17 protein-coding genes and 1 pseudogene are annotated in these 24,977 nt (G+C 58.6%); 6 read left to right on the top strand and 12 right to left on the bottom strand.

Going from position 1 to position 24,977, the window contains the following annotated elements; genetic code table 11:
- Positions 1-110 precede the first annotated feature (110 nt).
- Positions 111-512, bottom strand: a complete 402-nt coding sequence (locus tag ASD50_RS11335; RefSeq protein ID WP_056240753.1) for a winged helix-turn-helix transcriptional regulator — start codon at positions 510-512, stop codon at positions 111-113.
- Positions 513-596: 84 nt separating this feature from the next.
- Here ASD50_RS11335 and ASD50_RS11330 point away from each other — a divergent pair, with 84 nt between their 5' ends.
- Positions 597-1,445: an SDR family oxidoreductase gene (locus ASD50_RS11330; protein ID WP_014131772.1), complete on the top strand. Its 849-nt coding sequence runs from the start codon at positions 597-599 to the stop codon at positions 1,443-1,445.
- A 231-nt stretch (positions 1,446-1,676) separates the two neighbouring features.
- Here ASD50_RS11330 and ASD50_RS11325 read toward each other — a convergent pair whose 3' ends face one another.
- The 4 genes and pseudogenes from ASD50_RS11325 to ASD50_RS11310 form a co-directional block, all read right to left on the bottom strand.
- Positions 1,677-2,402 carry a hypothetical protein gene (locus ASD50_RS11325; protein ID WP_156465038.1) on the bottom strand — a complete coding sequence of 242 codons (726 nt, stop codon included), beginning with the start codon at positions 2,400-2,402 and terminating at the stop codon, positions 1,677-1,679.
- Positions 2,403-2,621: 219 nt separating this feature from the next.
- Positions 2,622-5,933, bottom strand: coding sequence for a DUF499 domain-containing protein (locus tag ASD50_RS11320; protein ID WP_056240747.1), 3,312 nt, complete (start codon positions 5,931-5,933; stop codon positions 2,622-2,624).
- A gap of 2,608 nt (positions 5,934-8,541) precedes the next feature.
- Positions 8,542-10,347 (bottom strand): annotated as a pseudogene (locus tag ASD50_RS23850) (DEAD/DEAH box helicase); the annotation flags it as partial.
- Positions 10,348-10,349: 2 nt separating this feature from the next.
- On the bottom strand, positions 10,350-11,264 hold the full coding sequence (locus tag ASD50_RS11310) for a helix-turn-helix transcriptional regulator (RefSeq protein ID WP_056240744.1): 915 nt from the start codon (positions 11,262-11,264) through the stop codon (positions 10,350-10,352).
- A 106-nt stretch (positions 11,265-11,370) separates the two neighbouring features.
- Between ASD50_RS11310 and ASD50_RS11305 the strand changes: the two genes are divergently transcribed.
- From ASD50_RS11305 to ASD50_RS11290, 4 genes are all read left to right on the top strand, one after another.
- On the top strand, positions 11,371-11,613 hold the full coding sequence (locus tag ASD50_RS11305) for a DUF2188 domain-containing protein (RefSeq protein ID WP_056240742.1): 243 nt from the start codon (positions 11,371-11,373) through the stop codon (positions 11,611-11,613).
- A gap of 13 nt (positions 11,614-11,626) precedes the next feature.
- The gene (locus ASD50_RS11300) at positions 11,627-13,081 is read left to right on the top strand and encodes a toll/interleukin-1 receptor domain-containing protein (protein ID WP_056240739.1); all 1,455 of its coding nucleotides are present in this window, start codon (positions 11,627-11,629) and stop codon (positions 13,079-13,081) included.
- The gene (locus ASD50_RS11295) at positions 13,059-14,591 is read left to right on the top strand and encodes a hypothetical protein (RefSeq protein WP_156465037.1); all 1,533 of its coding nucleotides are present in this window, start codon (positions 13,059-13,061) and stop codon (positions 14,589-14,591) included. The genes ASD50_RS11300 and ASD50_RS11295 overlap by 23 nt, the downstream gene beginning before the upstream one ends.
- Before the next feature lie 79 nt (positions 14,592-14,670).
- On the top strand, positions 14,671-17,307 hold the full coding sequence (locus ASD50_RS11290; RefSeq protein WP_200952396.1) for an ATP-binding domain-containing protein: 2,637 nt from the start codon (positions 14,671-14,673) through the stop codon (positions 17,305-17,307).
- Between the two features lie 124 nt (positions 17,308-17,431).
- Here the strand turns inward: ASD50_RS11290 and ASD50_RS11285 are convergent, their stop codons facing one another.
- Together ASD50_RS11285 and ASD50_RS11280 are read right to left on the bottom strand one after the other, a co-directional pair.
- Positions 17,432-19,342: a relaxase/mobilization nuclease domain-containing protein gene (locus ASD50_RS11285; protein WP_056240731.1), complete on the bottom strand. Its 1,911-nt coding sequence runs from the start codon at positions 19,340-19,342 to the stop codon at positions 17,432-17,434.
- Positions 19,339-19,674, bottom strand: a complete 336-nt coding sequence (locus ASD50_RS11280) for a hypothetical protein (RefSeq protein WP_056240728.1) — start codon at positions 19,672-19,674, stop codon at positions 19,339-19,341. The genes ASD50_RS11285 and ASD50_RS11280 overlap by 4 nt, the downstream gene beginning before the upstream one ends.
- A gap of 809 nt (positions 19,675-20,483) precedes the next feature.
- On the opposite strand from ASD50_RS11280, the gene ASD50_RS11275 reads away from it, so the two are divergent.
- Positions 20,484-21,164, top strand: coding sequence for a SprT-like domain-containing protein (locus ASD50_RS11275; RefSeq protein ID WP_056240724.1), 681 nt, complete (start codon positions 20,484-20,486; stop codon positions 21,162-21,164).
- Between the two features lie 71 nt (positions 21,165-21,235).
- Here ASD50_RS11275 and ASD50_RS11270 read toward each other — a convergent pair whose 3' ends face one another.
- The 5 genes from ASD50_RS11270 to ASD50_RS23085 all read right to left on the bottom strand — a co-directional run bounded on the left by ASD50_RS11270 (position 21,236) and on the right by ASD50_RS23085 (position 24,877).
- Positions 21,236-21,544, bottom strand: a complete 309-nt coding sequence (locus ASD50_RS11270) for a hypothetical protein (RefSeq protein ID WP_056240721.1) — start codon at positions 21,542-21,544, stop codon at positions 21,236-21,238.
- Positions 21,541-21,750, bottom strand: coding sequence for a hypothetical protein (locus ASD50_RS22465; RefSeq protein WP_082549595.1), 210 nt, complete (start codon positions 21,748-21,750; stop codon positions 21,541-21,543). Before ASD50_RS22465 ends, ASD50_RS11270 begins: the two co-directional genes overlap by 4 nt.
- A 33-nt stretch (positions 21,751-21,783) precedes the next feature.
- Positions 21,784-22,023 carry a hypothetical protein gene (locus tag ASD50_RS11265; RefSeq protein WP_056240717.1) on the bottom strand — a complete coding sequence of 80 codons (240 nt, stop codon included), beginning with the start codon at positions 22,021-22,023 and terminating at the stop codon, positions 21,784-21,786.
- A 456-nt stretch (positions 22,024-22,479) separates the two neighbouring features.
- Positions 22,480-24,576 carry a glycine-rich domain-containing protein gene (locus ASD50_RS24075; RefSeq protein WP_156465036.1) on the bottom strand — a complete coding sequence of 699 codons (2,097 nt, stop codon included), beginning with the start codon at positions 24,574-24,576 and terminating at the stop codon, positions 22,480-22,482.
- The gene (locus ASD50_RS23085; RefSeq protein ID WP_156465035.1) at positions 24,566-24,877 is read right to left on the bottom strand and encodes a hypothetical protein; all 312 of its coding nucleotides are present in this window, start codon (positions 24,875-24,877) and stop codon (positions 24,566-24,568) included. Before ASD50_RS23085 ends, ASD50_RS24075 begins: the two co-directional genes overlap by 11 nt.
- Positions 24,878-24,977: the final 100 nt, after the last annotated feature.

The following is a 24,977-nucleotide window of genomic DNA, read 5'->3' as shown; positions in this document are numbered from 1 at the left end:
TCTTGTAGCAGTGACCAGCGTTTGGGGGCGAGACCGCCTGTTTCTGGTCCAGAGTCTCAGCGAAGCGGCATTCATCAAAACGGCAGAGTTCAGTACGCTGCCACCGCAGGCTATCCCGGCGGTTCAGCATTCCCTCCGCTTGCATGAATGCGATGGAAGTTGATTTCGATCCAATCGGCCAGAATCCGTACCTTCTCCGCGACTTCTTCGCCAAGGGGGGTCAATGAATATTCCACATGGGGCGGCACAACGGGATAGGCGCGGCGCAAGACGAACCCGTCCGCCTCCAGCAATTGCAGCGCCTGCGCCAGCATGCGCTCACTCACGCCGCCAATCTTGCGGCGCAGTTCAGAAAAGCGGTGCGTTCCTCCTTCCAGCACGATCAGCACCAGAACACCCCATTGACTGGTCACATGTTTGAGCACGTCGCGCGAAGGACAACCTGCCGACAGAAGCTCGCCATGCACCTTGTCGGAAAGCCCGATCGCCGTGCCGTCATCGTGAATGTTCATACTTACCTTCCTGTGCGTACTTACTTTGCGTTAGTATGAGCCTATATCATGGCTTTGGATCATCAAGACAAGGAGTCACTCGCCATGACCATCGCCGTAACCGGAGCCTCGGGCCAGTTGGGCCGCCTCATCGTCCAGAAGCTCAAGCAGAAGATTGAGCCCAGCCAGATCGTCGCGCTGGCGCGCAGCGTCGAGAAGGCGTCCGACCTCGGCGTCGAAGTGCGCGCAGCCGATTACGAGAAGCCCGAAACCCTCGACCGGGCGCTGCAAGGCGTCGAGACGCTGATGCTGGTTTCCTCCAGCGAGGTCGGCAAGCGGGCCGCGCAGCATCGGAATATCATCGACGCCGCCAAAAAGGCCGGCGTGAGGCGCATCGTCTATACGAGCCTGCTCCATGCCGATACGTCGTCACTGAGCCTTGCACCCGAGCATGTAGAAACCGAAAGCCTCCTGAAACAGTCGGGCATCGCCAACACTGTTCTGCGCAATGGCTGGTACACGGAAAACTACACGGTCTCGGTCCCCGGCGCGGTGAAGGCCGGCGCATTTGTCGGCAGCGCGGGCGAGGGCCGCATCTCGTCGGCAACGCGCGCCGATCTGGCCGAGGCCGCCGTCGTCGTGCTGACTGGCGAGGGCCATGACGGCAAGGTCTACGAGTTGGCTGGCGACGACGCCTATACGCTGGCTGATCTCGCGGCGGAGATCTCCAAACAGACTGGCAAGGACATCCCCTACAAGAACCTGCCGCAGGATGAATATGCCGCCGTGCTGAAGGGTGTGGGTATACCTGCAGATTTCGCCGGTGCTCTGGCCGCCTTCGACATCGACGCCTCCAATGGAGCGCTGTTCGACGACAAAGGCCAGCTTTCGGCGCTGATCGGGCGTCCGACTACCCGGCTGTCGGATGCGGTGGCTGCGGCCCTCAAATCATAGACGAACAGACCCTGACCGCTCATGCGCCGGACTGCCGTACGCGATGAGGCATGGCTGCCTCCGCAACGCGTCAAGAATGATCGCTTCCGGGTTGGGTGAGACCAGTCCGGAAGCGCACAAGGGGGTCGATAGCCGACCTTCGTGCCCGGTTTTGTTCCGGAATGGTGGAGATTTGGCGCGCCGGAGAGGATGAAGCTGGGCACCGCTATGTAATTGCAGCAGCTATCTAATTTATGTCGCGTTGTCTGGTTTGGGTTCGGCCTTGGGTCGCCGGACCTTGCGCCCCATTTTCTCTACTATCGCTATTGGCCCTAGAGAAGCGCCGGGCGCAACGCTGTAGTACGCGCCGTCCAGATAGCTACGATCATCTTGGGTAAAGCCGGCGACAACCCGTTCTCCTTCTACTGCCAACTCAAGGCGCTGCAGCACGCCACCGATGCCGGCAAAAAACTCAGACTCGATTTGGTCGAGCATTTCTTCTTCAGTAGATTTACGCTCAGCAAGTTCGTATCGGGCAAGTTCAAGCGCCCGGTCGAAGGTTGCGTCAGGGATTGAGGAAACAGGCTTATGAAACAGCCTGTCCCTGTGCTTCTGGATGCGCTTCCGCAAATCGTCAGCACGCTGCTGAAATAGCGCATCCTGACCAACCGTTTCCAAAGTATCGTCGGTTGCCCACATCACAGTCGATCGGAGCCCCTGCGACTTATCCCAAGTAATTCGCCCGATCCAGGGTTTGGGACCGTCGAAGCCGAAGACGAGAAGCAGAAGCAGGGGGTCGCCGTCACCGCTATGTTGGCTAAAATAGCCTTCACAGAGCTTGGCAATCAGATTTGTCAGGCCGTCGCGTGTGGGGATGGGCTCGTCTCCGTCGGGGGCAACGAGCGCAGAAAGTGACTGGGTGATATGTGCAATCACCGTCAGCGCCTCAAAGCAGGACCCGGAGAATCCAAGGCCCACAGTCGTCTCGAAATATGGAGTGCCCCATGCCCCGACGACTGGAGAGAGCTGGTCTAGCGAATAGCAACGAACCGGGATTGCGAAGAGTTTTGTCGTCGTATCGGACACGGTCTTAAATGTGCCATCACTCCGGCGAAATGACGCACGTGTGTCCGCTAGCGCAGTAAGTCGTTCGACACCAAAGCTCTTTTCCAACCTCACACAGACCAGAGTCACAACCTAGCTCACGACTTTATCGATGAAGCCGAGCGTTGTTGCATTTTCCATGAGGGTACGGACCTTGGCGCGGTCCATGCCTCCAGGAACTTCCGCGTCGATTTCAAGCTTTAAGGACACGTCCCCGCCGGGTATTGTCGTCAACTGCTCGACGATGGCTTCAACAATTTGGTGAATTTCCCGTGCCGGACGTTCCGGGGAGATCATGACCGTTCCAATGAACCTCGTGGGCAGTTTTTCAGGCGGCGGCGCGCCAGCTCCGCCGGTGTCTCCCGCATCACCAGATTGTCCCGTCGAGCCGGTGCCGCCAGCTTGTCCATCGGTCACCGTATCGCTGCCGGACGGTGGCGTGGGGATGACCAGCTTGCTGATCGCAACCTCGGGTTTGATGATGACGCTGTCGCTGTCAATAACGACCGGGACGTTACCCGCTTTCTCAATGGCAAGGCCGTGATAGGTCTGCGTGGTCTCATCCCAGCGCTCGGCATAGGCGAACGGTCCCGGCAACATCCCCGAAATCGCTGCCTGCACTGCTTTCACAAGCACCTGCTGGTTTTGCAGGCGGGGAAGGTAGGTATAACGATTGAGATATTCCCAGAGATCTTTAAGGGAAAGATGCGATTTGCCGTTCCAGATGTACTTTTGGAGTTCACGGTCCAGTCGGGCGGGACCGAGTTCCGGTAGCAGCCCTTCGTCGCTTACCAGCTTCTTGCTTGCACGAGCCAGCAAGCCGTCCTGCGCCGGTATCTTTGCCGTGGTCCAAGTAAGGTCGGCCTGTGCGCTTTCCTGCACCGGATAGAGAAGGTAGCACCAAGCTTCCTTCATCCGGGTTTTGAGTGTTTCGTTCGCCTCCGCCACCTTTGACTTGGCCAGTGCGCTGTCGCTCTGCGTCAAATTGAGACGGTCGATTTCCCGCACGATCTCCGCCCAGGCGAGCGACGAGCGCATGGCTGACTTCAGGTTTTCCAGCTGGCGCAGCTCCGCTGCCAGAAATACGAGCATGTTCCTGTAAACGCGCGGCGTGCTGCCCCGCTGCATCAGGATGTCTTTGGCCTCGTTGTGCGCATCCGAGCCATCGTGTCCGGTATGCGGGTGGGCAACGCCAAGGACGACCGCACGGACCCCCCCGCGTTCATCGGGAACATCGGACGAGCTACCGGGTGCGATCTGGATGGCATCGAAGAGCCCGCGATCTCCCAGGCCGTTAACATAGCCGATGAGAGCCTTGTCGATTTCCATCAACACAAGCGCCTCTTCGAACTGCCCGGCGCGATCGGCCGCGATCCGGTTGAGGCTGGCCGACATCGAGTACCAGTATCGGCCAAGGTCGCTGTGCATAAATTTGGCCTGGTTGGTCAACCGCCTGAGGGCGTCGCCAAAAATGGCAGGACGCTCTCCGGGCTGGACGACCCCCAGATTGATCTGCTTGTCGTCGAGTCCCTTATTCTCCTGACCGTGTGTCGGCGCGGTTCCCATGAACACGGCACGCGCAACGCGGCGCGTAGCAGAATAGCGGTTCAGGTTAGGTGCAGACTGGTCTACCTTATAAGGTGTCGATGTGATGCCATCGACATCACCGGCAATGATCGATTGCCAGCTCGTGTCGAGATAGTGGAGCAGTTCGGGCTCCACGCGTGCGGAGCTGATCGCAACGCTGCCGGGCATAATCATGACCGACGGGTCGTTCCCCATCCACAATTCATGGATAACCTGTGCCATCAGACGCAAAACACCGCGCGTCCGCTGGAATTTTTCAAGCGATCCCCAGCTGGTATAGAGCTGGTCGAAGAGTTCGGGATGGATGGGATAGGCCTTCTCCAGCTTTCGCCGGTAATCCTCATCCGCGCAGCCTTGCGGGAAATCATTCGCGTTCTCCCGGTAAAGCTTAGCGTACTGCTTCAGCGTGTTGTCACGGTGATGAAACTTGTCGCCGGGGATTTCCTTGAAGAGACGGCGACGGACGATCTCATAGCTTTCTTCCTGCGAGGCCGGTCGCCACGACGACTCGACGCGGCTGAAGGTCTGCTTGAGGCGAGCCAGAGCTTCATGGCCGCCCTCACCACCGACCTCGATTTGGGAGGCCGGAAGCGAAGCGACAAGTAGCGTGCCGGGGCTGGCCTTCACGGCCTCGGTGAGAGCCTGGACGAAGGACAAGTTGGCGTCAAAAGAGCCAGAAGGAAGTCCATCGACCTTGTAGATTTGCCGCAGATAGGCGACCCACTCGTCGATCAGGATCAGACAGGGCGAGCACTTCTTGAAGATGGCTTCGAGCAGGTTGGAACCCGGCGCGATGCCGCGAGCATCGTTCTCGGCGACCATGTCGAACAATTCCGCGCCGCCCAGCTGCCAAGCCAATTCGCCCCACGTCGTGCGAATCTGCCTGCCGCCTTCAAGACTGATAACATCCTGCGGGCCGCGCGATGTGCCCACGAGCACGGCGCGGTTGATCTTCGCGGGAACGGTCAACCCATTCTTTGAGAGAAGCTGGTCCAGTCCCGGCAAATCCCCGACCGGGGTGCCGCTGACCATGTGGTAGAGCGCCAGCATCGAGTGGGTCTTACCACCGCCGAAATTGGTCTGCAATTCGACAACCGGATCGCCGCCCGCGCCGGCAAGCCTTTTGGCTGCGCCGACGAGCAAATTGCTGAGACCCTCAGTCAGATAGGTGCGTGCGAAGAACTCACGAGGATTGCGGTATTCGGACGGAGCACTGCCGTTATGGACCTTGGCGAGGTCGGCGGCGAACTCGGCCTGCTGGAATTCGCCCGTCGCCACGTCCTGGTGCGGCTCCACGACTTCCCGCCACGGCATAAGCCCGGCCACGGTCTCGACCGAAATTTCACTCCGCTGCGTCTTCCGGCGTTCCTCGTTGCGCTGAAGCTCAGCATACTTGGTCCGCAGGATCGTATCGCGGGATGCGCTGATCTTCTCCGCGACCTCGCTAGCGCTCACGGCTTCAAGCAACCGCCGCATTGTATCCAGCGCGCGTTCGGCATCGTCGTAGGTGAAGTTTTCGTTGTGCGCGAGCTTGTTACGGACATCAAGCAGCTCGGACACGTATGATCGCTCGGGGTGCCCCAAGACCGTTGCGAAGGCATCCTTCCAGAACGCCATCATAGTCTTCAGCAGTCCCTGCTGATCCCACGCGATCGCTGTGCCCTGGCTGTTGGGCTTCAGCCCCTGAACGCGCTGCACGACTTCGACCTGCCAATGGCCGGTTACAGAGGTTTCCAAGCGCTTTTCGACGAAGGGGATCAGCCCCTCCGGCAATAATTCCATGCCTTCAAAAACATGCTGGCGTGTGCTTTTGGCCATGAGTGCCCCCCTATAAGTTCATTCGCGTCTGGCCGTCGCCGCGCGTGTCGTGAATTGTTGCTGCTTCGCGCGTCAGTTCCGTCCAGTCCGCGATCAGGGCATTGTAGGCCGTAGCTTCCTTGGCATCCTGCCGCTTGTTGGCGCAGATATCGTAAAGGCAGTACGCCAAATCTTTGACCGCCTCCGCCTTGTCTCCGATCTTCTTCAACATGACAGCAGCCTCGTGTGAGATGCCATCCTTCTCATGCAATCGAACCAAATGCTGAAGGCACTCCCAGATTGTCAGATGCGGGTCGGTATCCGGGTCCCAATCAGTATCAATCTCATCGCGCTTAAGGACGCGAACGTTTCCGGCAACACTCTCAACGATTCCTGCATGTTTGACGCTGTCGACAGAAATACCTCGTGCTGTCGCGATATTGTTGGCGACCCCATAGTCGCCCGCCTTTAATCCATTCTGCTCAAACCATGTGATCGCAAAGCGAGTGTCGGCGTCAAACTCACCCTGAATGCCGCCGAGATAGTCATCGAGTTCGGCATTAATCAGTTGTAGAGCCGTTTTGACGGTCATAGGCTTATCATCGGCTTCCAACACACCCTTATAGCGTGAGAAGACGCCCATCCCGGGGCCGATGGCCGATTGCGGCATATCAGCAGGCGCGATGTTAGCGGCTTGAAGCTCAGCTATGGCCGGAGGCAATTCGTGCTTTAGCGCACGGATGAATTCGGCACGGGTGATGGTGGCTGCGGTCGCTTCCTTCTTGCGACAAACGAGGACAACCGAGTTGGCAAGGGCGTTGGTACCTGAGGCGATCATCCGGTTCGCCATCTCAGTGCGTATTGGCCAAGTACCTACAACGGCATAGCCCGCCTCAATCACGGCTTGAAGGAAGGTAGCCCAACCTGTGGAGCTTATGCCCTCGTCCTTCACCTCGCTCTGCTTGAAAGCGTAGTAGATCGTTGCTGGGAATTCTTGGGAGCCATTCGCCACCATCCGCGCAATCGCTTTCGTCATGCCGTCAATAAAGAAATGCTCGGCCCCGTCGCGTCCGCCATGCCTGGATGCGATCGCTACCAGCTCCTCTGTTTTCGGCGTGGACAGAACACTAAACACCTCTGGAGCGACATCCTTAAGCGTCGGTCGTAGCCAGCTGTAGAAAAAGTCTGACAGGATGGAATAGGCAATGTTATCGTAGTGTCCGGCGTCAGCGCTGATGGGACCAAAGCGGTTTAACCGAGAACGGAGGATTTCTGGCCTTTCAAAGGAGCGAAGATGAGACAGAGATCCGGGACAGGGAAAGCGCCTGCGCAGCAGGTCATCAAGGACATCCGCCGAGCGACCCGCAAGCAGTCCGCGCGGGATCACCACCATGCCGCCCCTGACGCGCGGCGGCTGCGACGAGATAAATCGCTCCTGCTCAAGCTGAATCTGACGGCGCTTGAGCCGTTCGGCGAGGTCTTCGGCACGCCGTTCGGCATTCTGCCAGTTAAGGCGCGTCTTCTTGCCGGCCTTTTCCTCTTCCTTAAGCTCGAAGGCGCGGCTGTCCCAGTAATTGATCTCCTTCTTGAGGCGCGCTTTCACCTCCTGCTCGACCTTGCCGATCTCGGGGATGCGGCGAGCCTTCACTTCGGCGACGTGCCCCTGCGCAAGCTCGACCGTCGCAAACTGCACGGCGGTCTTTTCCAGATTTGCCGTCAACCAGGGCTCATCCAGCTGGTCCTGAACCAGCGCAATTTCTTCCGGTGTGGCCGGGCGGAGATTGAGGTGCGGGGCAATTCCCGCATTCGTGGTTCGGCCTTCTTTATCAACGGACGCGAACTGAAGCTTCTGAGAGATGATGTGCGGCTTGCCGGTGCTGGTCAGCCGTCCGTCCTGAACGCTGTGCTCAAGCAGGAAGATGGCGGCAAGGTCGGTGTCCATATCCGTGTCATCGACGAGAATGGCCCCCTGCTTCATCAGCTGATCGTAGTCTTCCCGAATGATGCTGATGACGGATTCCAGAAGCGGATGGCCCGGGCACACAAATGTTGCGACCGGCTGCTGGTTGATTGCGCTCTTCTCGAAACAGATGCGTTCGTATTTCTTCTGGATGGGCGCGCCGCTGCCGACCTGCCGGTCGCGCTCCCGGATGCGGACAGGCACATGGGTGATTTCCCAGCGGCCTTCCTCGCGCTGTTTCAAGCGCCCGCCGAGATGCTGAAAAGCCTCGACGAAAAAGCTCTGGATATGATGGGGCTGCAAACGCTGGGCCTCGGCCCGCTCCATCTCAAGCCGGAGTTCATGCACCTGCGCTTCCGGCATCGTGTCATTGGTCAAAGCGCGGCGCTTTAGCAGCTCCAGCAGGTGCTCCTGATCCACCGCCCCGTCCACCTGCTGAAACAGGCGTGCGCGAACGTCCTCCTGTTCGCCGTACTGAATTGCCTGAAACAGCAGGTCCTTGAGCGCCACGCCTTCAAATAGCTCACCCAGAACGTCATAAACCCGACCGCCCAGCGCTTCGCGGGCCGCTTCCAGCTTTTCGAGAAGGCGGGCATAGACCTCACCTTCTCGCGTATCGGCGGCCACGATATTCCATAGATGGCAGACTTCCGTCTGACCGATACGATGGATGCGACCGAAGCGCTGTTCGATCTTGTTCGGATTCCACGGCAGGTCATAGTTGACCATCAGATGCCCGCGCTGAAGGTTCACACCTTCGCCGGCGGCATCGTTTGCGATCAGGACCAGCATGTCGCGGTCCTGCATGAATCGCTCAATGACTTTGCGGCGTTCTTCGCGCGTGACCCCGCCATGGATGACATCGACGGATTCAGGATTGCCAAGCCGCGACCGCACCTTATCAACGAGGTAGTGCAGCGTGTCCTTGGGTTCGGTGAAGATAATGAGCTTGCGCCGGTTGCCGTGGCTATCGACCATGAGGTCGTCATCAAGGATGCGATTGAGCTGCGACCACTTGGCGTCTTCACCGGAGCGGAGAACGCCAAGTGCCATCTGCTCCAGGTTTTTGAGCGTGTCGACTTCGATGGCCAGCTGATCGATCGTTTCGGCCGTCGTCGCCCCGGTCGAAATGATGTCTTCCAGCTCGTCGACTTCTTCCTGTCCGTATTCCTCGATATTGCGCAGGACTTCGCTGCTGACGCCGGCCTCGCCGAGACCGTCACCCGGACGGCCGCGCGCGGCAAGACGCGCCTCGGCAAGCTCGTTTTCGAGCCGCTCACGCCTGCGTTTCAGTGACTGGTAAATCGCCGCCGGTGACGATGCAAGGCGGCGCTGCAAAATCTGCAAGGCGAAGCCGACATTGTTGCGCTTTTTATTGTCGCCTTCGGCAAAACGCTGGACGCGGTTCATCTCCGTGCGGACGTAATCCGTCACGGCGCTGTAGAGAGCCGCTTCCTTGGGAGAGAGCTCGTACTTGACGGTATAGGCGCGGCGTTCGGGGAAGAGCGGTCGGCCATCGAACTTGAGCAGTTCCTCCTTGGTCAGCCGCCGCATCATGTCTTCGGTGTCGGCATAATGGACGCCGTCACGGAATCGTCCTTCGAAACGGTCCCCGTCGAGCAAGGCCATGAAGAGCTGGAAGTCTTCTTCCTTGCCGTTATGCGGAGTTGCCGACATCAGCAGCAAGTGGCGGCAAATCTGCCCGAGCCTTTGACCGACCTGATAACGCTTGGTGTATTTCACGTCGCCGCCGAAATAGGTGGCCGACATGCGGTGCGCTTCGTCGCAGATAATTAGATCCCATTCCTGCGATGTCAGCAGCTTGTCTCGAAGTTCCTCATTGCGTGCGAGCACGTCCAGCCTGACGATCAGGCGGTTATGATCGTTGAACGGATTGCCGGACCGGGAGGTTTCGATCATGTCACGGGTGAGGATGTCGAATTCCAGGTTGAATTTCTCGCCAAGCTCGTCCTGCCACTGCTCGACAAGGCTGCCGGGCGCGACAACAAGGCAGCGCTCCAGGTCGCTGCGCGCGATCAGCTCCTTGATGAGCAGGCCAGCCATGATGGTCTTGCCCGCGCCCGGATCGTCGGCCAGCAAAAAGCGAAGCGGCTGACGCGGCAGCATTTCGCCGTACACGGCCGAAATCTGGTGCGGCAGCGGATCGACGAGACTCGTGTGAATGGCGAGATACGGATCGAAATAATGGGCGAGCTTGATACGGTTCGCTTCGGTGACAAGCCGGAGAAGCCCGCCATCGGCATCAAACGACCAGAGCCTGCCGCGCGCATCGAGTTCGAGCCGGTGCTCATCGTCGCGATACAGCGTTCCTTCGGCGACGGCTCCGTTCTGGTCGCGGAAGACGACATTGACGGCCTGCTGACCGATCCAGTCGAGCGATATGATCTCGACCGGTTGCCGCGGCACAATGCCGCGCACAAACGCGCCCCCCTTTATCTCTTCAAGCCGAACCATGACTACCCCTGCGCGCCTGTATTTTCCGTATTGTTTTCAAAGAATTCAGCGCGCTCCAGCGCAGTTTGCACATCACTGTAGTTGGAAACAACAATATGTTGCCGCCGTGCCGGTAATTTTGAAGCATCTCCTAATAATCCCAGCCGGCGAAGAACATAAAAAAGCATGGCATAGCGCACCTTGAGCACACATTTACCTTCAATCATTCCATAATCTTTGGCTACGACCGCCTGCTGGCTGGCCGTAAGATCGGGATGCGGTACGATCTCGAAACTGAAAAAATCATGCCAAAGCGTATCCTTTGCCCCTGCTTTGCCCGGCTCGCCGGGACTGCGGACTTTCAGGGCGCGTGGCAACAGAAAGTCCTTGAACTTCCCGTCGATGTGGCAAAACGCACGGGCGTGCCAGCGAAAACCGTCATAGCCGAAGGCGTGAGGGGTAATGCGCCGCCAGACTGGATCGGGACGCTGCTTGCTCATTGATTGATAGTGGATTTCGAGCGAGCGATGGTCGCGCACCGCTTCGAGGATGGCGCGCAGCACATCCGTATTAATGTCGCGCTTCGGGGTCAGCGCGATATCGGTCTCGGGCGGGTGCGCAATCCACGATTCGACCGGAGCCGACAGGCCTTCGCCCAAGGAACGCAGTCGGGACAGGTAAGCATCCGGGTCAGGCCTTAAAAATCGCGGCGCGAATCTCTTGGCCGCGACATAGCGCTTGGCGCTCTTGTTATAGTCCACGTTTCCAGGCGCGCGTTCCTGGTAGAGCGCGAGGTCCTTGGAAGCTTGCGGTACCGACACGCCGAATACGTCGATGATGTCGGATCGATTAACGCCGCCTTCCCAGAAAAGCCGGAACTCGATGAATTCGAGCCGCTGCTCGACCCCCCACCGGATACCTGAATTTTCCTGATCCATCACCGCTCCACGAAAGGGTATAGAAACTATATTGACATCGAAACTCGATACGTATAGTTTCTTAACCCATAAGGTTCAAGCTCGTCAACAGCAAAGGAGATCGTCGATGGCCAAGAATGATCGCTTCGTTGTCCGTCACGGAAACGACTGGGCGGTAAAGAAAGGCGGCATCGCTCGTCCGGAAGGTGTCTATGGTACCCAGAGTGCGGCCGAACGCGCAGCCAAGGAAACAGTCCGCGAGAGTGGAGGCGGCGAAGTGCGCATCCAAGGCCGCGACGGCCGGTGGCGCGACTCGGATACGGTTTCTCCTGGCCGCGATCCGTTTCCGCCGCGCGACAAACGAAACTAAATCGGAGCGTACGTTGTCGGATATTGGTGAGTTGCCAAAGCCAGTCAGCAAGCCCGCAGCCGTGGTCGCTCCGAGCCGCGTACGCAGCATCATATTCATCAGTCACGCAACGCCGCAAGATAACGTTTTTGCCGAGTGGCTCGCCACGCAGCTCGCAATCGCCGGCTATGAGGTGTGGTGTGATGTCACAGCGCTTCTGGGTGGTGAGGCTTGGTGGGATGATATTGATGAGGCGATTGATGCCGGTGCCTTTCGCGTCCTGTTTGTCTCGACGCTGGAAGGCAATCGCAAGCCGGGCACATTGAGAGAACTGCGCCTCGCTTTGGATACGCGCGAGAAATACCAGCTTGGCGATTTTGTCATTCCGCTGAAGATCGATGACTTTCCTTTCCAAAGTATGCAGCCGTCCATTCAGGATCTGAACTGCGTGCGCTTCGATGAAACTTGGGCGCACGGACTTAGCCGACTGCTCAAGCTTCTAGAGCGGGAAGGTGCTCCAAAGTCTGCCGCAGCGGGACCGGCTTGTGTCGCTGATTGGTACCGGCGATCCATCGACTACAAGCGTCGCATTGTCGTGTCACGCGAGCGTTGTCAGTCGAACTGGTTTTCTTTCAAGCTACCAGACAGACTCTACTTCCACAAATTCAGGGGCCCTTCTGACGCTTTGACCGGAACTGCTGGTGCTCTAGGATATCCGTACAAAATTCTTGGTCAAATTCTGGTCACGTTTGCATCCCGGGCCGTCGTCGAAGACCGACTCGGACCGCATTTTTCGGAAACGCTGGATTGCCCCTCAACATCGTTTGCAAACGACGGATTTGAGACGCTGAGCGTCGCCGCATTCGATGCTGCGAATATCTTGAGCGACCTCATACGACAGGCCTGGGAACGAACAATGGAAACGCGAGGCTTTGCGTTTCACACGATGGCCAATGGACAGAAGGCCTGGTTTTTCAAAGCCGGCGTTCTGGATAAAAATCGGGGCTACTACGAAAGCACGCCAGGTAAGCGCTCGTTTCGGCAAGTTGTAGGAACTAAGTCACGGAGGACAATTGACGGCACGCGCGTGCCGGATGGCTACTGGCATTACGCTGTATCGGCCTGGCCGCAGCTTTCACCCTTCCCGCGTCTAGTCCTCAAGCATCACGTCATCTTCACCGACGACGGCATCACCCCTTGGTCTGCGGCCGACCGCATGCACAAGGCGCGACGGAGCGTATGCAAGAACTGGTGGAATGCCGAGTGGCGCGACAGACTGCGGGCCTTCATGACAACACTATGCGAGAGCCAAGCCAGCTTATCTCTCGATGTCGGGGGCGACTGCTGTATCGATGTCGAGGCGGCAAGCATGCAGATCACCAGCCCATGGACATATTACGACGACGAGCGAGAGGGACTGGACGAAAACGCAGAGATCGAATTGGTGGAGGATGACGAAGAGGGGGATGCGGATGAAGAAAAGGCATAAACCGCCGCCCAAGATGCTCGTGCCGTTCAGCGAACCGCGTCTACGATTTGGTTACGACCAAACCCTGGAGGACCCAAAGGACGGCTTGCTGCTTTTCGGACCGCCGGAAGCGCCCCTCGGGGTACAATACGGCGTGATCGGCACACCAGAAGGCATCCAACAGTTTGAGTCGTGGTGTGCGAAAATCCAGAAAACTGTTCCTCGGGACGAGAAAGTCGGGAGTTCGGTAACGTTCCCCGGCTTTGAGACGGTATTTAGATGGCCATGGCCATCTGCACCGCGCGTGAAACTCGAAGTTCATCCCGACAAGCTCGCCAGAACTGTCAAACTCAGCGACCCGCACCAGCGCGTATTTGATACGGTCGATCTCTTCGCCAATCCCATTCAACGCTTCGTGAAAGAGGAAGACCCGAGGGTTTCACTTTGGTTCGTAGTCATTCCGGAAGAGGTTTGGAAGCTCTGCCGGCCACAGTCGACACTAAGCCGGCGTGAGGGCATCCAAGCTGAACATCATCTTTCGCACGCACGCGCAATTGAAATTCTGGCCGCACCGGACTTGTTTGAGGAAACGAATCTCGCCGCAGAAAAACATCTCTATGAGAATCATTTCCACAACCAGCTGAAAGCCAAGCTGCTGGCCTGCGAGGCCGTTACTCAAATCGTGCGGCAGACAACAATCGCACCGCAGGAATTTCTGAACGCTCGGGGCAAGCCGCTCCGCAAGCTTCAGGATGACGCGACGATCGCGTGGAACCTGACAACGGCGATATACTACAAGGCTGGCGCCAAACCTTGGACACTTTCAGATATCCGGGAGGGTGTGTGCTATATCGGACTCGTCTTCAAGCGCACCAATAATCCGCACGATAGGAATGAGGCCTGCTGCGGCGCGCAGATGTTTCTGCACACCGGAGAGGGGATTGTGTTCAAAGGGGCTGTCGGTGCGTGGGGATCGGACAAGATCGGCGAGTTTCACCTCTCGCAAGAGAAGGCCGCCGACATCGTGCGTCGTTCAATTGACAGCTATATCACTTGGCACGGTAAACCACCGGCCGAAGTGTTTATTCATGGCCGCACGCGATTCAGCTCGACCGAAATCGAGGGTTTCCGCAGCGCCGTTCCCGCTGGCACAAAGATCACGGGAATACAGATAACACGTCCGAATGATCTAAAGCTGTTCAGCGAGGGGCGTCGCCCTATCCTGCGTGGGCTTGCTCTCCCTATGGACGACCGCAACGCATTTTTGTGGACGCTGGGTTACATTCCTAAACTCAAGACCTACCCCGGTCGTGAGGTGCCGTCACCTTTGAAAGTCCGCATCGTATTTGGTGAAACAAAAATCAATCAGGTTTTAGCGGATATCCTCGCACTGACAAAAATCAACTTCAACGCCTGCCTCTTTGGCGACGGCTTACCCGTTACCTTGAGATTTGCAGACGATATCGGCGAAATATTAACGGCGATTCCTGATGTGGGCTCTAAACCCCTTCCGTTTCGCCATTACATTTAAACAGCACTACAGGGGGGGCATTTTGAGCACGGAAGAACAGCGAATCGATATAACGCGAGTGGCAGCGGAGACACTCTCAGTGTTTGAGACAATCGCCTCAACCGCTGAAACGCGATTGCGTGAGCCGCATGCAACGGGTCCGCACGCGCTGGCCAGCTATAACTCGTTCACTTCCGGTGCTGCGGCAAAATCTCTGAGTTCAATCGACGGCGCGCGTCGTCAAAATCTCGAATCCCTGACGACAGAGCCAGCCATAGCGCGCGTAGTGGTCCTTCCGGAAGACGGGAAACCCCTCGTCTACTATATCTGCCGCCACACAGCTGAAAGTATCCCGGGCAGCCCCCACAAACTGGCTGGACGAAATACACCCGCCGGGCGTCTCGCATCCCTTGACGTTGGCGACGATTATGAGCTTCGTACCCCAGGCGGTCTACAATCCGTTCAGATTGTTGAAAAAGCTCTCCTTCACGCCTTTAGCAACCGGCAGGGCTGGGACTCGCGAGATTCAATTCTCAAGACCGGGGCCTATGGCCCCGTCACCGTCATCTCAATGCGTGACTTGCTTGATGGCGCAGACCTGGCTGCCGAGGAAGAGAACCTCCTTGATGCCATTCTTGCGGAGGATGAAAAGGCAGCAAACATCCTTGACGGTATAAAGCGCAACGTCATCACCAAGATGGGCTTACGAGATCAGCCCATTCTGGACCGATATCAGGATGAAATTTTCCGACTCAGCCTAGACAGCCAACTTCTGATCGTGGGCCCTCCCGGAACAGGGAAAACCACAACATTGATTCGCCGCCTAGGACAGAAAGCGGACCGCGAGTATCTGAACGAGCAAGAACGCGTCTTAATCGATAGAGCTGTCGGAGATTCTCAGCTGTCGCATAGCGATAGCTGGCTTATGTTCACGCCTACAGAGCTGCTCAAGCAGTATCTCAAAGAAGCTTTTGCACGGGAGGGAATTGCTGCCCCCGATCAAAAGATCTCGACCTGGACAAAATACCGGCACGATCTGGCGCGCAACCACTTCCGTATCCTGCGTGGGTCAACCGGCGGAGGCTCATACGTACTCAAGGACATTGACCCGCTCCTGCCAGAGGTGCTGGCCAGTCAGACTGAATGGTTTGAGGATTTCGCTGCATGGGAGAGGAGCGATTTCTGGGACGAGCTCGTAACGGCGGCATCCGCCATGTCAAGAAACAAGAGCGCGGTGGCTGGGAGGCTGGGGGAACGCGCTGAAACCATCGTTCGCCGCACAGAACAGTCGCCGCTGTCCTCGGCACTTGTCGAGATCGTTGACCTAAGTGGCGAAGCTCAAACGATGTTGGACACGCTGAAGACCGCTTCAGACAGCCTTCTTCGGAGTCATCTCAATCTAGCGGTCAACCGCGACCGACAGATGCTTCATGAAATGGCTGCGTTTCTGGATGCGCTTGGCAGCGACGACGACGAAAGCGAAGACGCTGATTCAGACGACGAAGAAGAAGGCCAAAGTCCCAAGACCCGACTTGCCGTTGCAGCCGCAACCTTCTCACGCAACATCCGCAGTCAGGCTCGCGCACGTATCAGTGGGCGCACTCTGTCCAAGAATACACGAGCAGGGAAAATCGCAACTTGGATTGCAGATAGAACGCTTGCTCAGCCGGAATTGCGCGAACTCGGCGAGAGTTTGCAATTACAGACGGCGTTGCGTCGATTTACCAATCCGGTTCGCCGCTATGTGAACGGCTTGCCTGCCCGTTACCGCCGATTCCGGCGCATGCGGCAAGCCGAAGGCACTTGGTATAGTAGCACCCAAGCTTCAGCCGCCGATGCCGGACCGCTGGAGATTGACGCGATGTTGCTATGTTCTTTGCGCACATTGAGCGGGCTTGCGCGCGAACGCGGTGTGGTCAGGAGAATAGACGAACCTGTCTTTGGGGCCATAAAAGAATTTCTTGGCCTTACACGCAACCAGGTCATGGTTGATGAAGCCACGGATTTCTCGCCTTTGCAGCTGGCTTGCATGGGGGAACTTTCTAACCCTCGGATTTCATCGTTCTTCGCCTGCGGGGACTTCAATCAGCGCATTACGAGTTGGGGTAGTCGATCAACTGTCGATATGAAATGGGCCTTCCCAAGGATCGAGGTCCGCCCGATCCAGGTTACTTATCGCCACAGCGAGCAGCTTAGCCATCTCGCAAGCGAAATCGTGCGATTGTGTTCTGGAGAGTCTGTGGATGTGGTGTTGCCGAAGGACGTGAATAGCGCTGGTGTTGACCCCGTGCTGGCCACACGTCTTTCGAACCACATCGACATCGTTGATTGGTTGGTGGCGAGAATTATCGAGATCGAAAAACTGACCACCCCTCTTCCCTCAGTGGCCATACTCGTCAATGACGAAGAAGCCGTTGGCCCGCTGGCCGATAGTCTGAAGATCGCACTTTCTAACAGCAATCTAAACGTCGTACCGTGTCATGACGGGCAGTTCGTCGGTCAGGAGAACGATATCCGTATTTTTGATGTGCAACACATCAAAGGCCTCGAATTTGAAGCGGTCTTCTTTATCGGCGTCGATGAACTGGCGCAGCGTCGACCGGAGCTGTTCGACAAATATCTCTACGTAGGCGCAACGCGCGCGGCCACATACTTGGGTATGACCTGCGATGGTCCTGCGCTGCCGAACAAGATCATTGAACTTGCGGACCTCTTCAAATCCGACTGGCAAATCTAGCCTGCTTTGGTGGTGGGCTCCCGAGCCCTCTTTACCTGCGCGAAGGATCGTGACCCGGATGGGCCGAGACGCTTTACGGCTCGGCGCGCCAGCGTAGAGCCGGACCCGCAAGGGACGCGCCCAACTACCGCTCCCGCTCAAAGTCCTTGTCATCGCCGTCTCGTTCATTCCCCCGCGCCGAACGCGACGGCCTGATCCGCCGCCCGCCGGACCCGCGCTTTCCGCCGGGCTCATCCTTGTCCCTTGCCGCCTCCCGGAACTCATCTGCCAGCGGCAACTCGGTCCAGTGCGGCTCCGGCACGGTGGGCAGCGGAGCCTCGAACACCGGCACCTGATCCTCCGGTATCTCGATATCCCGGGCCCGGTCCTGCCGCCGAGTCCGCTGGCGACGACGCACGCCGTCACCGCCATCACTACCGCGCCCACCACGCGCGCTCTCACCCTTGCCTGACCGCTGATCACCCGCCTTTTCGGCCTGCTTCTTCGCCGCCGTGCCGAACACCTTGCGCAGTGCACTATCATCACCACAATCATCGACACTCTGCCCATCGACAGTGCTGGTGATCTCGCGGTCCTTGGGCCGCTCATGACCACGATCATCATAATGATGACGATCCCGCTCGCGATAGCGGTCCTTCGCCTTGTGCGGTACTGCTGATCGACCCTTCGGCTTCAGTGCCAGATTGAGCGACGGCATGTGCTCATGCCCCTGACGCTGCTGTATACGTTCCTGCTTGCGCTGAGCTACTTCATAGCTTTTGAGCTCGCGCGCCTCGATTTGCGCCAGCGCCCTGACCTCCCGCGCGGCATCGATCGCCTGCAAAGTATGGCGATGTTCCAGTACACGCCGCGCTTCTGCATGCTGCTCCACGAGCGCCGCCTTCTCCCTTTGGAAGGCGACGTAGCGCTGTCCATCACGATGCTTGTGAAGCTTGCTGATGACGAAGCTGACGCCCGTGACCCGGCCTAGAAACGCCGCCAGCCCGGTCGGCTTTGCCGCCAACCGCGCCTCTTTCACCTGCCGGGTTTCCTCAAGATAGCGCGTGCGTAACAGCCTCCGTGCTGCCAGATGCTTTTGCGAAAGCGCGCCGACCTCGTGCCGATGCCGCGCCATCATCGTGGCCTGGGCTGCCTCGACCTTCTCCCGACGCGCTGCCTGCGCTGCTTTCAGAAGATCGAGCTTCTTGGCGTCGCGCCCGGATCTGACAAAATCCTCACGCGCCTGCCGGTGCGCGGCGACCAGTGCCTTGGCCTCATCGACGGAGGGCAAACTCTCCGGCGGGAAATCCCGCTCCAGGAAGGCGCGGATCTCCTTCGTGCGGATGCTGCGATCATCGATCAGCTTCGGCAGCGCGTTCATGTTGCCGTAGAGATCGACCAGCACATAGGGCCGGCTCCCGGTGGCGAGCACATAACCCATTTCCTCCAGCGACCTTACGAAGGCGCGCGGGCTGTCGCTGCGTTTCCAGGCGGCAGTGATCGCCGCCATGCGCTCTTCTTTGGTGAGACCGGAATTGCGCTCCTGCTGCGTCTCGTACAGAGACTTCTTCTTCCGGTCATCACCGCCGCGCTCGTACCCGGCAGGAAGGGCCAGCCCATGGTCGCGGGCAAATTCCCGCGTCACCATCATCAGCTTGTCATGATCGAACGGCTGGTGGATGGCCTTACCGGCCCGCGCATCGATCCGCGACCAGACGATGTGACAATGCTCGCGCCCCTCCTTGATGTGGAACACGAGGGCGCGGGGCTGACCCGTCAAACCGAGCGCTTCTTCAACGCGCGCGGCATAATCGCGATACTGATCGCGACTGAGCTGCCCCTGACCGAGATCGGGATTGACCGATAGGCTGTAGAGGTAATTCCGGCACTTAGTCAGGGAATGCGCGATCGCCTCCCATTCGGCGAACGCGCCGTGAAGGTCATCGGCGACCGCACCGCGCAGCTCGGCCAGCTCGACATATTCGTTGTCGTGCGCGTTGAGCAAATGGGTGGCGAGGTCCTGCCCGCCGGCACGCTGGCTCGCCTTGGGGATCATGGTTTTCGCCCCAACGCAGCGAGGCAGGCAGCCCGGATTTCGCGCAGGTCGCGCAGGGCTTCTGCGAGCAGCACGGCGTCGAGATCAGCATCGACGCCGACTGCCCCCAGGCGGTCATGCAAGCGTGCGGTTTCGACCAGAAGCCGTGCGATTGTCTGCTGCTCGACGAGGGGCCGCCGTGCCTGACGCGGCGCATCCTGGTCGAAGACGGCTTGGGTGATGTAGGCATTGACGGACAGGCCAGAGGCCTCGACACGGGCGCGAAACGCCTCCCGCAAGGCGGTGGGCGGGCGATAGGATATCGGCGCGTCTCGTGTCTTCTTCTCCGTCATGCATCAACACGTAGCCGCAAAGATCGGCACCAGACCGCGCGCAAACCGCGCTCGCCGATCTCTCTTCGACTGGCGACACACCTGTCGCAGTCGCCGCCGGGTCCAGGGGCGCAGCCATGCCCCTGGTCGATGGGATCGCAAAGGGAGAGCAGACTTCTCACCTTTGCTCGAAGCCGGTGCCGACCCTCTTACGCCAAAGGCTACGGAGGGCAGCAACACCGGGTTCCCCCGCCAAAGCTCGCAGAGCGTCGGCGGGTCGTGGTTCAGGACACGAAAGTCCTGGCCGTGGTTGCAAGGGGCGCGGATAGCCCTTTGCGCGATGGGTCCAGGGAGAGCGGCAGTCTCCATGGTCGTGATGCAACGCCGAAATCGTTGCGCTCAGCCGGATGGGTTCGACACCCAAAAAGCGCCAGCGCCCGGCTGAAAACATCCGTTGGACCGAATACGCCATGAGCGGATTCGCAGCCTTACGGATGCCCTGAGGGGGGTCTGCGGGGGACTGGAGAGTCCCCCCAGCAAGGTGCGCGTGGTAGTACCACGCACACCTTGTACTCATCTCTATCTGGGATTGCCCCTCATACTATAATTGTAGCAGAGCGGCGGGGCGGAATGGAAATGTACGTCCACTCAATCTGATGATGTGACTGGAGTGTACATTACACTGTCACCGGCCACAACGGCGCGCGGTTTAGACGAGGAAAGCGCCATCAATATTGCACGACATTCATCGCCATCACGCAATGGCACCCTGACCTTTCCTGGAATGTACATTACAATCCAACACAGGCGGTGCAGAAGGATGGTTCGCGATGAACATGCATTCTGCTCCTGCACTCCTGCCGATCAAACCCACTCGCGACACCTATGATCGATTCCAGCAGGCATACGAGCATTTCAACAAGACGCTGTTTGGCAATGAGTTGCCGAACGCGCTGATCACGCTGCAGCGCCGCAAAGGCACATTCGGATTCTTCTCCGGCGATAAATTCAATGACGATCAGGGCCGGGCTGCGGATGAAATCGCCCTTAATCCGGCGCGCTTTGGCGACCGCCCCCTGGTCGAAATCCTCGGCACGCTGGTTCATGAGATGGTGCATCTTTGGCAGCGCCATCAGGGGACACCGGGACGCGGGCGCTACCATAACCGCGAGTGGGCCGACAAAATGAAGAGCCTCGGCCTGCAGCCCACCGACACCGGCGAAGACGGTGGTAAGGAGACCGGCGAGACGGTCAACCACATGATCGTGCCGGGCGGCGCGTTCGCGCAGGCCGCCGAGAAACTGATGGCGAAGGAGTTCGCGATCATCTGGAAGGAAGCCCCGACTGCCCCCGAGTTCGATCCGGCCGGCGCGGGCGAAGCCACCGCGCCGGAAAAAAGCGGCAAGCGGGTGCGCTATTGCTGCCCCGATTGTGATCTGAAAGCCTGGGCAAAGCATGATGCCCGTCTGGTCTGCGGCGACCACATGGTGCCGATGGTGTTCGGCGAATAGACCGTGTCTGATCCAAAAATTCAGGGCGCGAACCAGCGGTTCGCGCCCTTTTTCTTGTCCGCAGCACGCGGCTAGAACAGTGTCATCTGCCGCGCTTTTTCCTGCTGCTCTTTCCACGATTTTGCCTCGGCGGCTTGGTCAAGCCAGGCTTTAACGAAGGCGACCGGTCCTCCGGCCTCCGCGATCGTCTCTGCGTCGATGAACCGGGACCGGTAGCCTGTCTCGGTTATCGGCAGAGGGGCGTTCTCCGGTTCTACGGTATTCACCTGAAGATGCGCCGTACTGAACGGCCCCTCGGTTCCCAGCCAGTTCTGCTCGTAGCGAACTTCAATCGAGAAACCGCGCCATATGATGGTGTGGTTTTCAAGGGAGCGCGTCATGACACGCTCCCGATTTCGTTCCGGTAATGGGACGCGGCGCATTGGTCGCAGCGGTCGTAGTCGACCCCGGCATTACGGCACCAGTGCCGCATGTCCGCCAGCAGGTCGATGATGGCCTCTTCGTCATAAGCCGGTTTCTCGCCTCTGGCCCAGGCTGCCCGCGCCAAGGCAGCGCGGGCGGTTTCGATGTGAAGTGATGTGGTCATGTTGTTTCCTCCCTTCGGGCAGTGAGGGGGCGCTTACGCGCCCGCCTCCTGATCGGTGTTGTCCTCGGCGGGAACCCGGAGGATGACGCGTCCGCCATTGACGGGGACCAGGTCGAGTTGAAGGGTGTAACCTTCGCCGTCCTTGTGATCCCAGGCGGCACCGATGCGGGTCCAGAAGGACTTTTCGCCTTTTTCGTCGACGTGCCAGGCGATGAACGCTGGGGTGCGGGACTCGCGGGCCGGTTTGCGGTTCGGGGTGTTGTTGCGTGCCATGATGTAAGCTCCTTTCGGTTGGGTTTTCCTCGACACGCCTCACCTAGGAGCGGGCTTCGAGCCGCCGGGTTCACGGCTGATACGCGGGAGGGGGATCGCCCGCCTTGCAGGCCTTCCGAAAGGCGGGGACACCCGCGTATCACCCCGCAGGGGCCGAAGGGCCTTGAACCCGGTGCGCGCCCGATCAGGTTGTGGCGTGTTCAGTCGAGGGAAATCCCTTAGCGAAAGATCGATGCGTTTCAGGCACGCTGAACCCGACCGCAGGCCGTTAAAGCCCACCGCCTCCGTCGCGATCGACAAACATGCAAAGAAACGGCAGCCGCTCTGTTCCCGCAACGTACGCTAAGATCAGGATGGCAATCACCCTGTCTCAGTCCGCTTCTCAATGGCGTGAAGACATCAATGATGCCGGGGCATGCTCAACTTCAGACCGAAAATAGCTGAAGCTGCTATCCGTTAGGGTTGAGCGGTGATGGTTATCCTGCCGTCTCCGCCATAGCCGCCGCGGGCGTCTTCGCCGCCGCCGCCGCCGCCACCGCCGGGAGCCGCGCCGTCATCGCCGTTATCTTCGTCACCGTTGCCGCCTACGCCGCCATTACCGCCGCCGGTTGCCCCGCCGGCTCCGCCCGCACCGGGACTGCCGCTGCCATTATTGCCGTTGGTGCCGGCCTGCGTGCTGCCGCCTGCGCCGCCGCCGCCGCCGCCGGAATCGTTGGTGGTGCCGTTGCCGCCTGTGCCGCCGCTGAATTTCGTGGTCCCGACACTGGCCGCAGCTGTGCCGCCCGCGCCGCCCGCACCATTACCGCGCGTGCCGCCGCTGCCGCCTCTGGCGAGGACATCGGCACCCGCATCGAATATGCTATCGCCACCGGCGGTGCCGTTGCTGTTGCTGCCCCGGTTTCCTCTGGCCCCCACGGTGAGATTGTAGGGTGTGCCGCCCACCAGCGCCAAGGTGGCTGCCGCATAAGCGCCGCCGCCGCCGGCACCGCTGCCGTCGTAGCCGTCGCCGCCACCGCCGCCACCGCCGCCCCATGCCTGCACCAGAGCAGACGTGCAGCCGGCGGGCATTGTATAGCTGTGAACGCCCGCCGTTACGTAATCCTGCGGTGCGGTATTGCAGCCCGCCGCCGCCGTCCATATTGCGGATACTGTATTGACCGAAATTTGTGCGGCATGGGCCGTATGGTTGACGGCGGGTGTCGTCAGCCGCACCTGCACATATTGGTTATTGTCAATCTGCTGCGGTGCTGAACCCCAGTCGTGGTCAATCAAGGTACATATCGAGTTATCGCATATCCGAAATTCCGGGGAGCCGCCCCCGGAGATTGTTATGGGCGCGGGGCAGGCCCCGGCCATGCCCGAAACTTGTACCGCCGCCGATTGAACAAGCGTGCTCACTGCCTGATTGTTTGAATCAGAGAAAGCGAAGTTTGAGGGCATATTATCGCAGGTGGTTGTCGTGCTCCAGTCATCGACGACGCCTGCAATCGACGGATTTACGGACCGCGGCGTGCTATATGAGCTGGACGTTGTCATCCGCAATTGTAGATACTGCCCGTTATCGATCGGGCGTGAACTGCTGGTCCATGTATAAGCAACGGATGAGCAGTCCGCGTTATTGCAGATTCGGAAATCGCGTGAGGAATGCCCGCCAATCGTAACCGTGGACGAGCAAGTCATGCCGTTGATCTGGACGATATTGGATTCAACGGTCGTATCGATTGGCTGCGTGGTTAGATCGCCAAAGCTATAAGCGGTGGGCACACCGTCGCAGGTGGTGACATTCCATGTATCTGTCTGTCCGCCCACGGTTGCAGAGGCACTGGACATGGTCTGGTAGGTTGCCGGTGTTGTCAGTCGCAACTGAATGAATTTGTTCGGTGCGATTTGCTGACTGCCGGTTCCCCAGGCGCTGGGGTTGACCGTGCAATTGATATCATCGCAGGTGCGGTATTGTGGTGTGCCGTCGCCGCTCACAAGCACGTTGAGCAGGCAGTCGAAGCTATTGAGCTGCGCGCCCGTCGATACCACGGTGGTGTTGATCGGTTGATCGGTCAGGTCCGTGAATGTGAAAGCAGCGGGAATCGTGTCGGTTCCAAGAATGCCGACTACACCTAGAATGTTGACCCCGCAGGCGATCTGCGCCGGGAGAAAATCGGGATCATCCGTGACGCGACTGACTTGAAGGTAGCACTCCCCGGCGTCGTCGTCTTCGCACCGGGGCTGCTTAAAATTTACCCAGTCCGCCCCATCGCAATATTCCCAAGGGGGGTCACCGGCGCTACTAAAGCGCATTCGCCCTTCTTTGTCGGCAGTGCAGGCAGCAGCATCGTAACCAACCTGAAACAAGCTTTTGCCATCATTGTTACGAACTTTTAGCGAGTTCCAGTTTGCGCCATCGCAAATGAGGATACGACCGGGCGATTGCTCCGGCCCGCCGGTCTCTCGAATACTCCCGGCTACGGTGCAGGCATCGCCGGGTTGCGTTTCCTGGGCAATCGCGGGAACGGCGACGAGCACGAGCGCTGCGAAAACAAGGTGACTAAGGCGCATTGACGTCGCCTTTCCCTTCGCGAGCCATGTGCTTGTCGACCACGCCAGCGCCCGTATCAGTGATTTGACCTTCATATTCAATGTTTCCGTCAACGCGCAGTCCAGCATTATCAAGCCGCGCCACTTCGCGACCATCGATGATGAAGCGAAAGGCCGCGCTTTCCTGATCTTCTACAATTTCAAGGGGTGCCCCTGATTTGTCCCAAGGCGCTTTACGTTCATTCGCGACAGACTGTGCGAAAGCACCGGAACTTAATAAAAGCAGAAGAAGTGATAGTAAAAATGGATTCCAAATGCGCATAAAAACCTTCCTTTATGAAATTATACTATATCATACCTTTTATAACTGTTAAAAAACATTAGGATATTGTAATATAGGGGCGTATTTTAGCGAGAAACAG

Origin of the sequence: Mesorhizobium sp. Root552 (genome assembly GCF_001427285.1) — a bacterium.
Taxonomy (GTDB): Bacteria; Pseudomonadota; Alphaproteobacteria; order Rhizobiales; family Rhizobiaceae; genus Mesorhizobium.
This window is presented reverse-complemented; position numbering and strand designations above follow the sequence as displayed.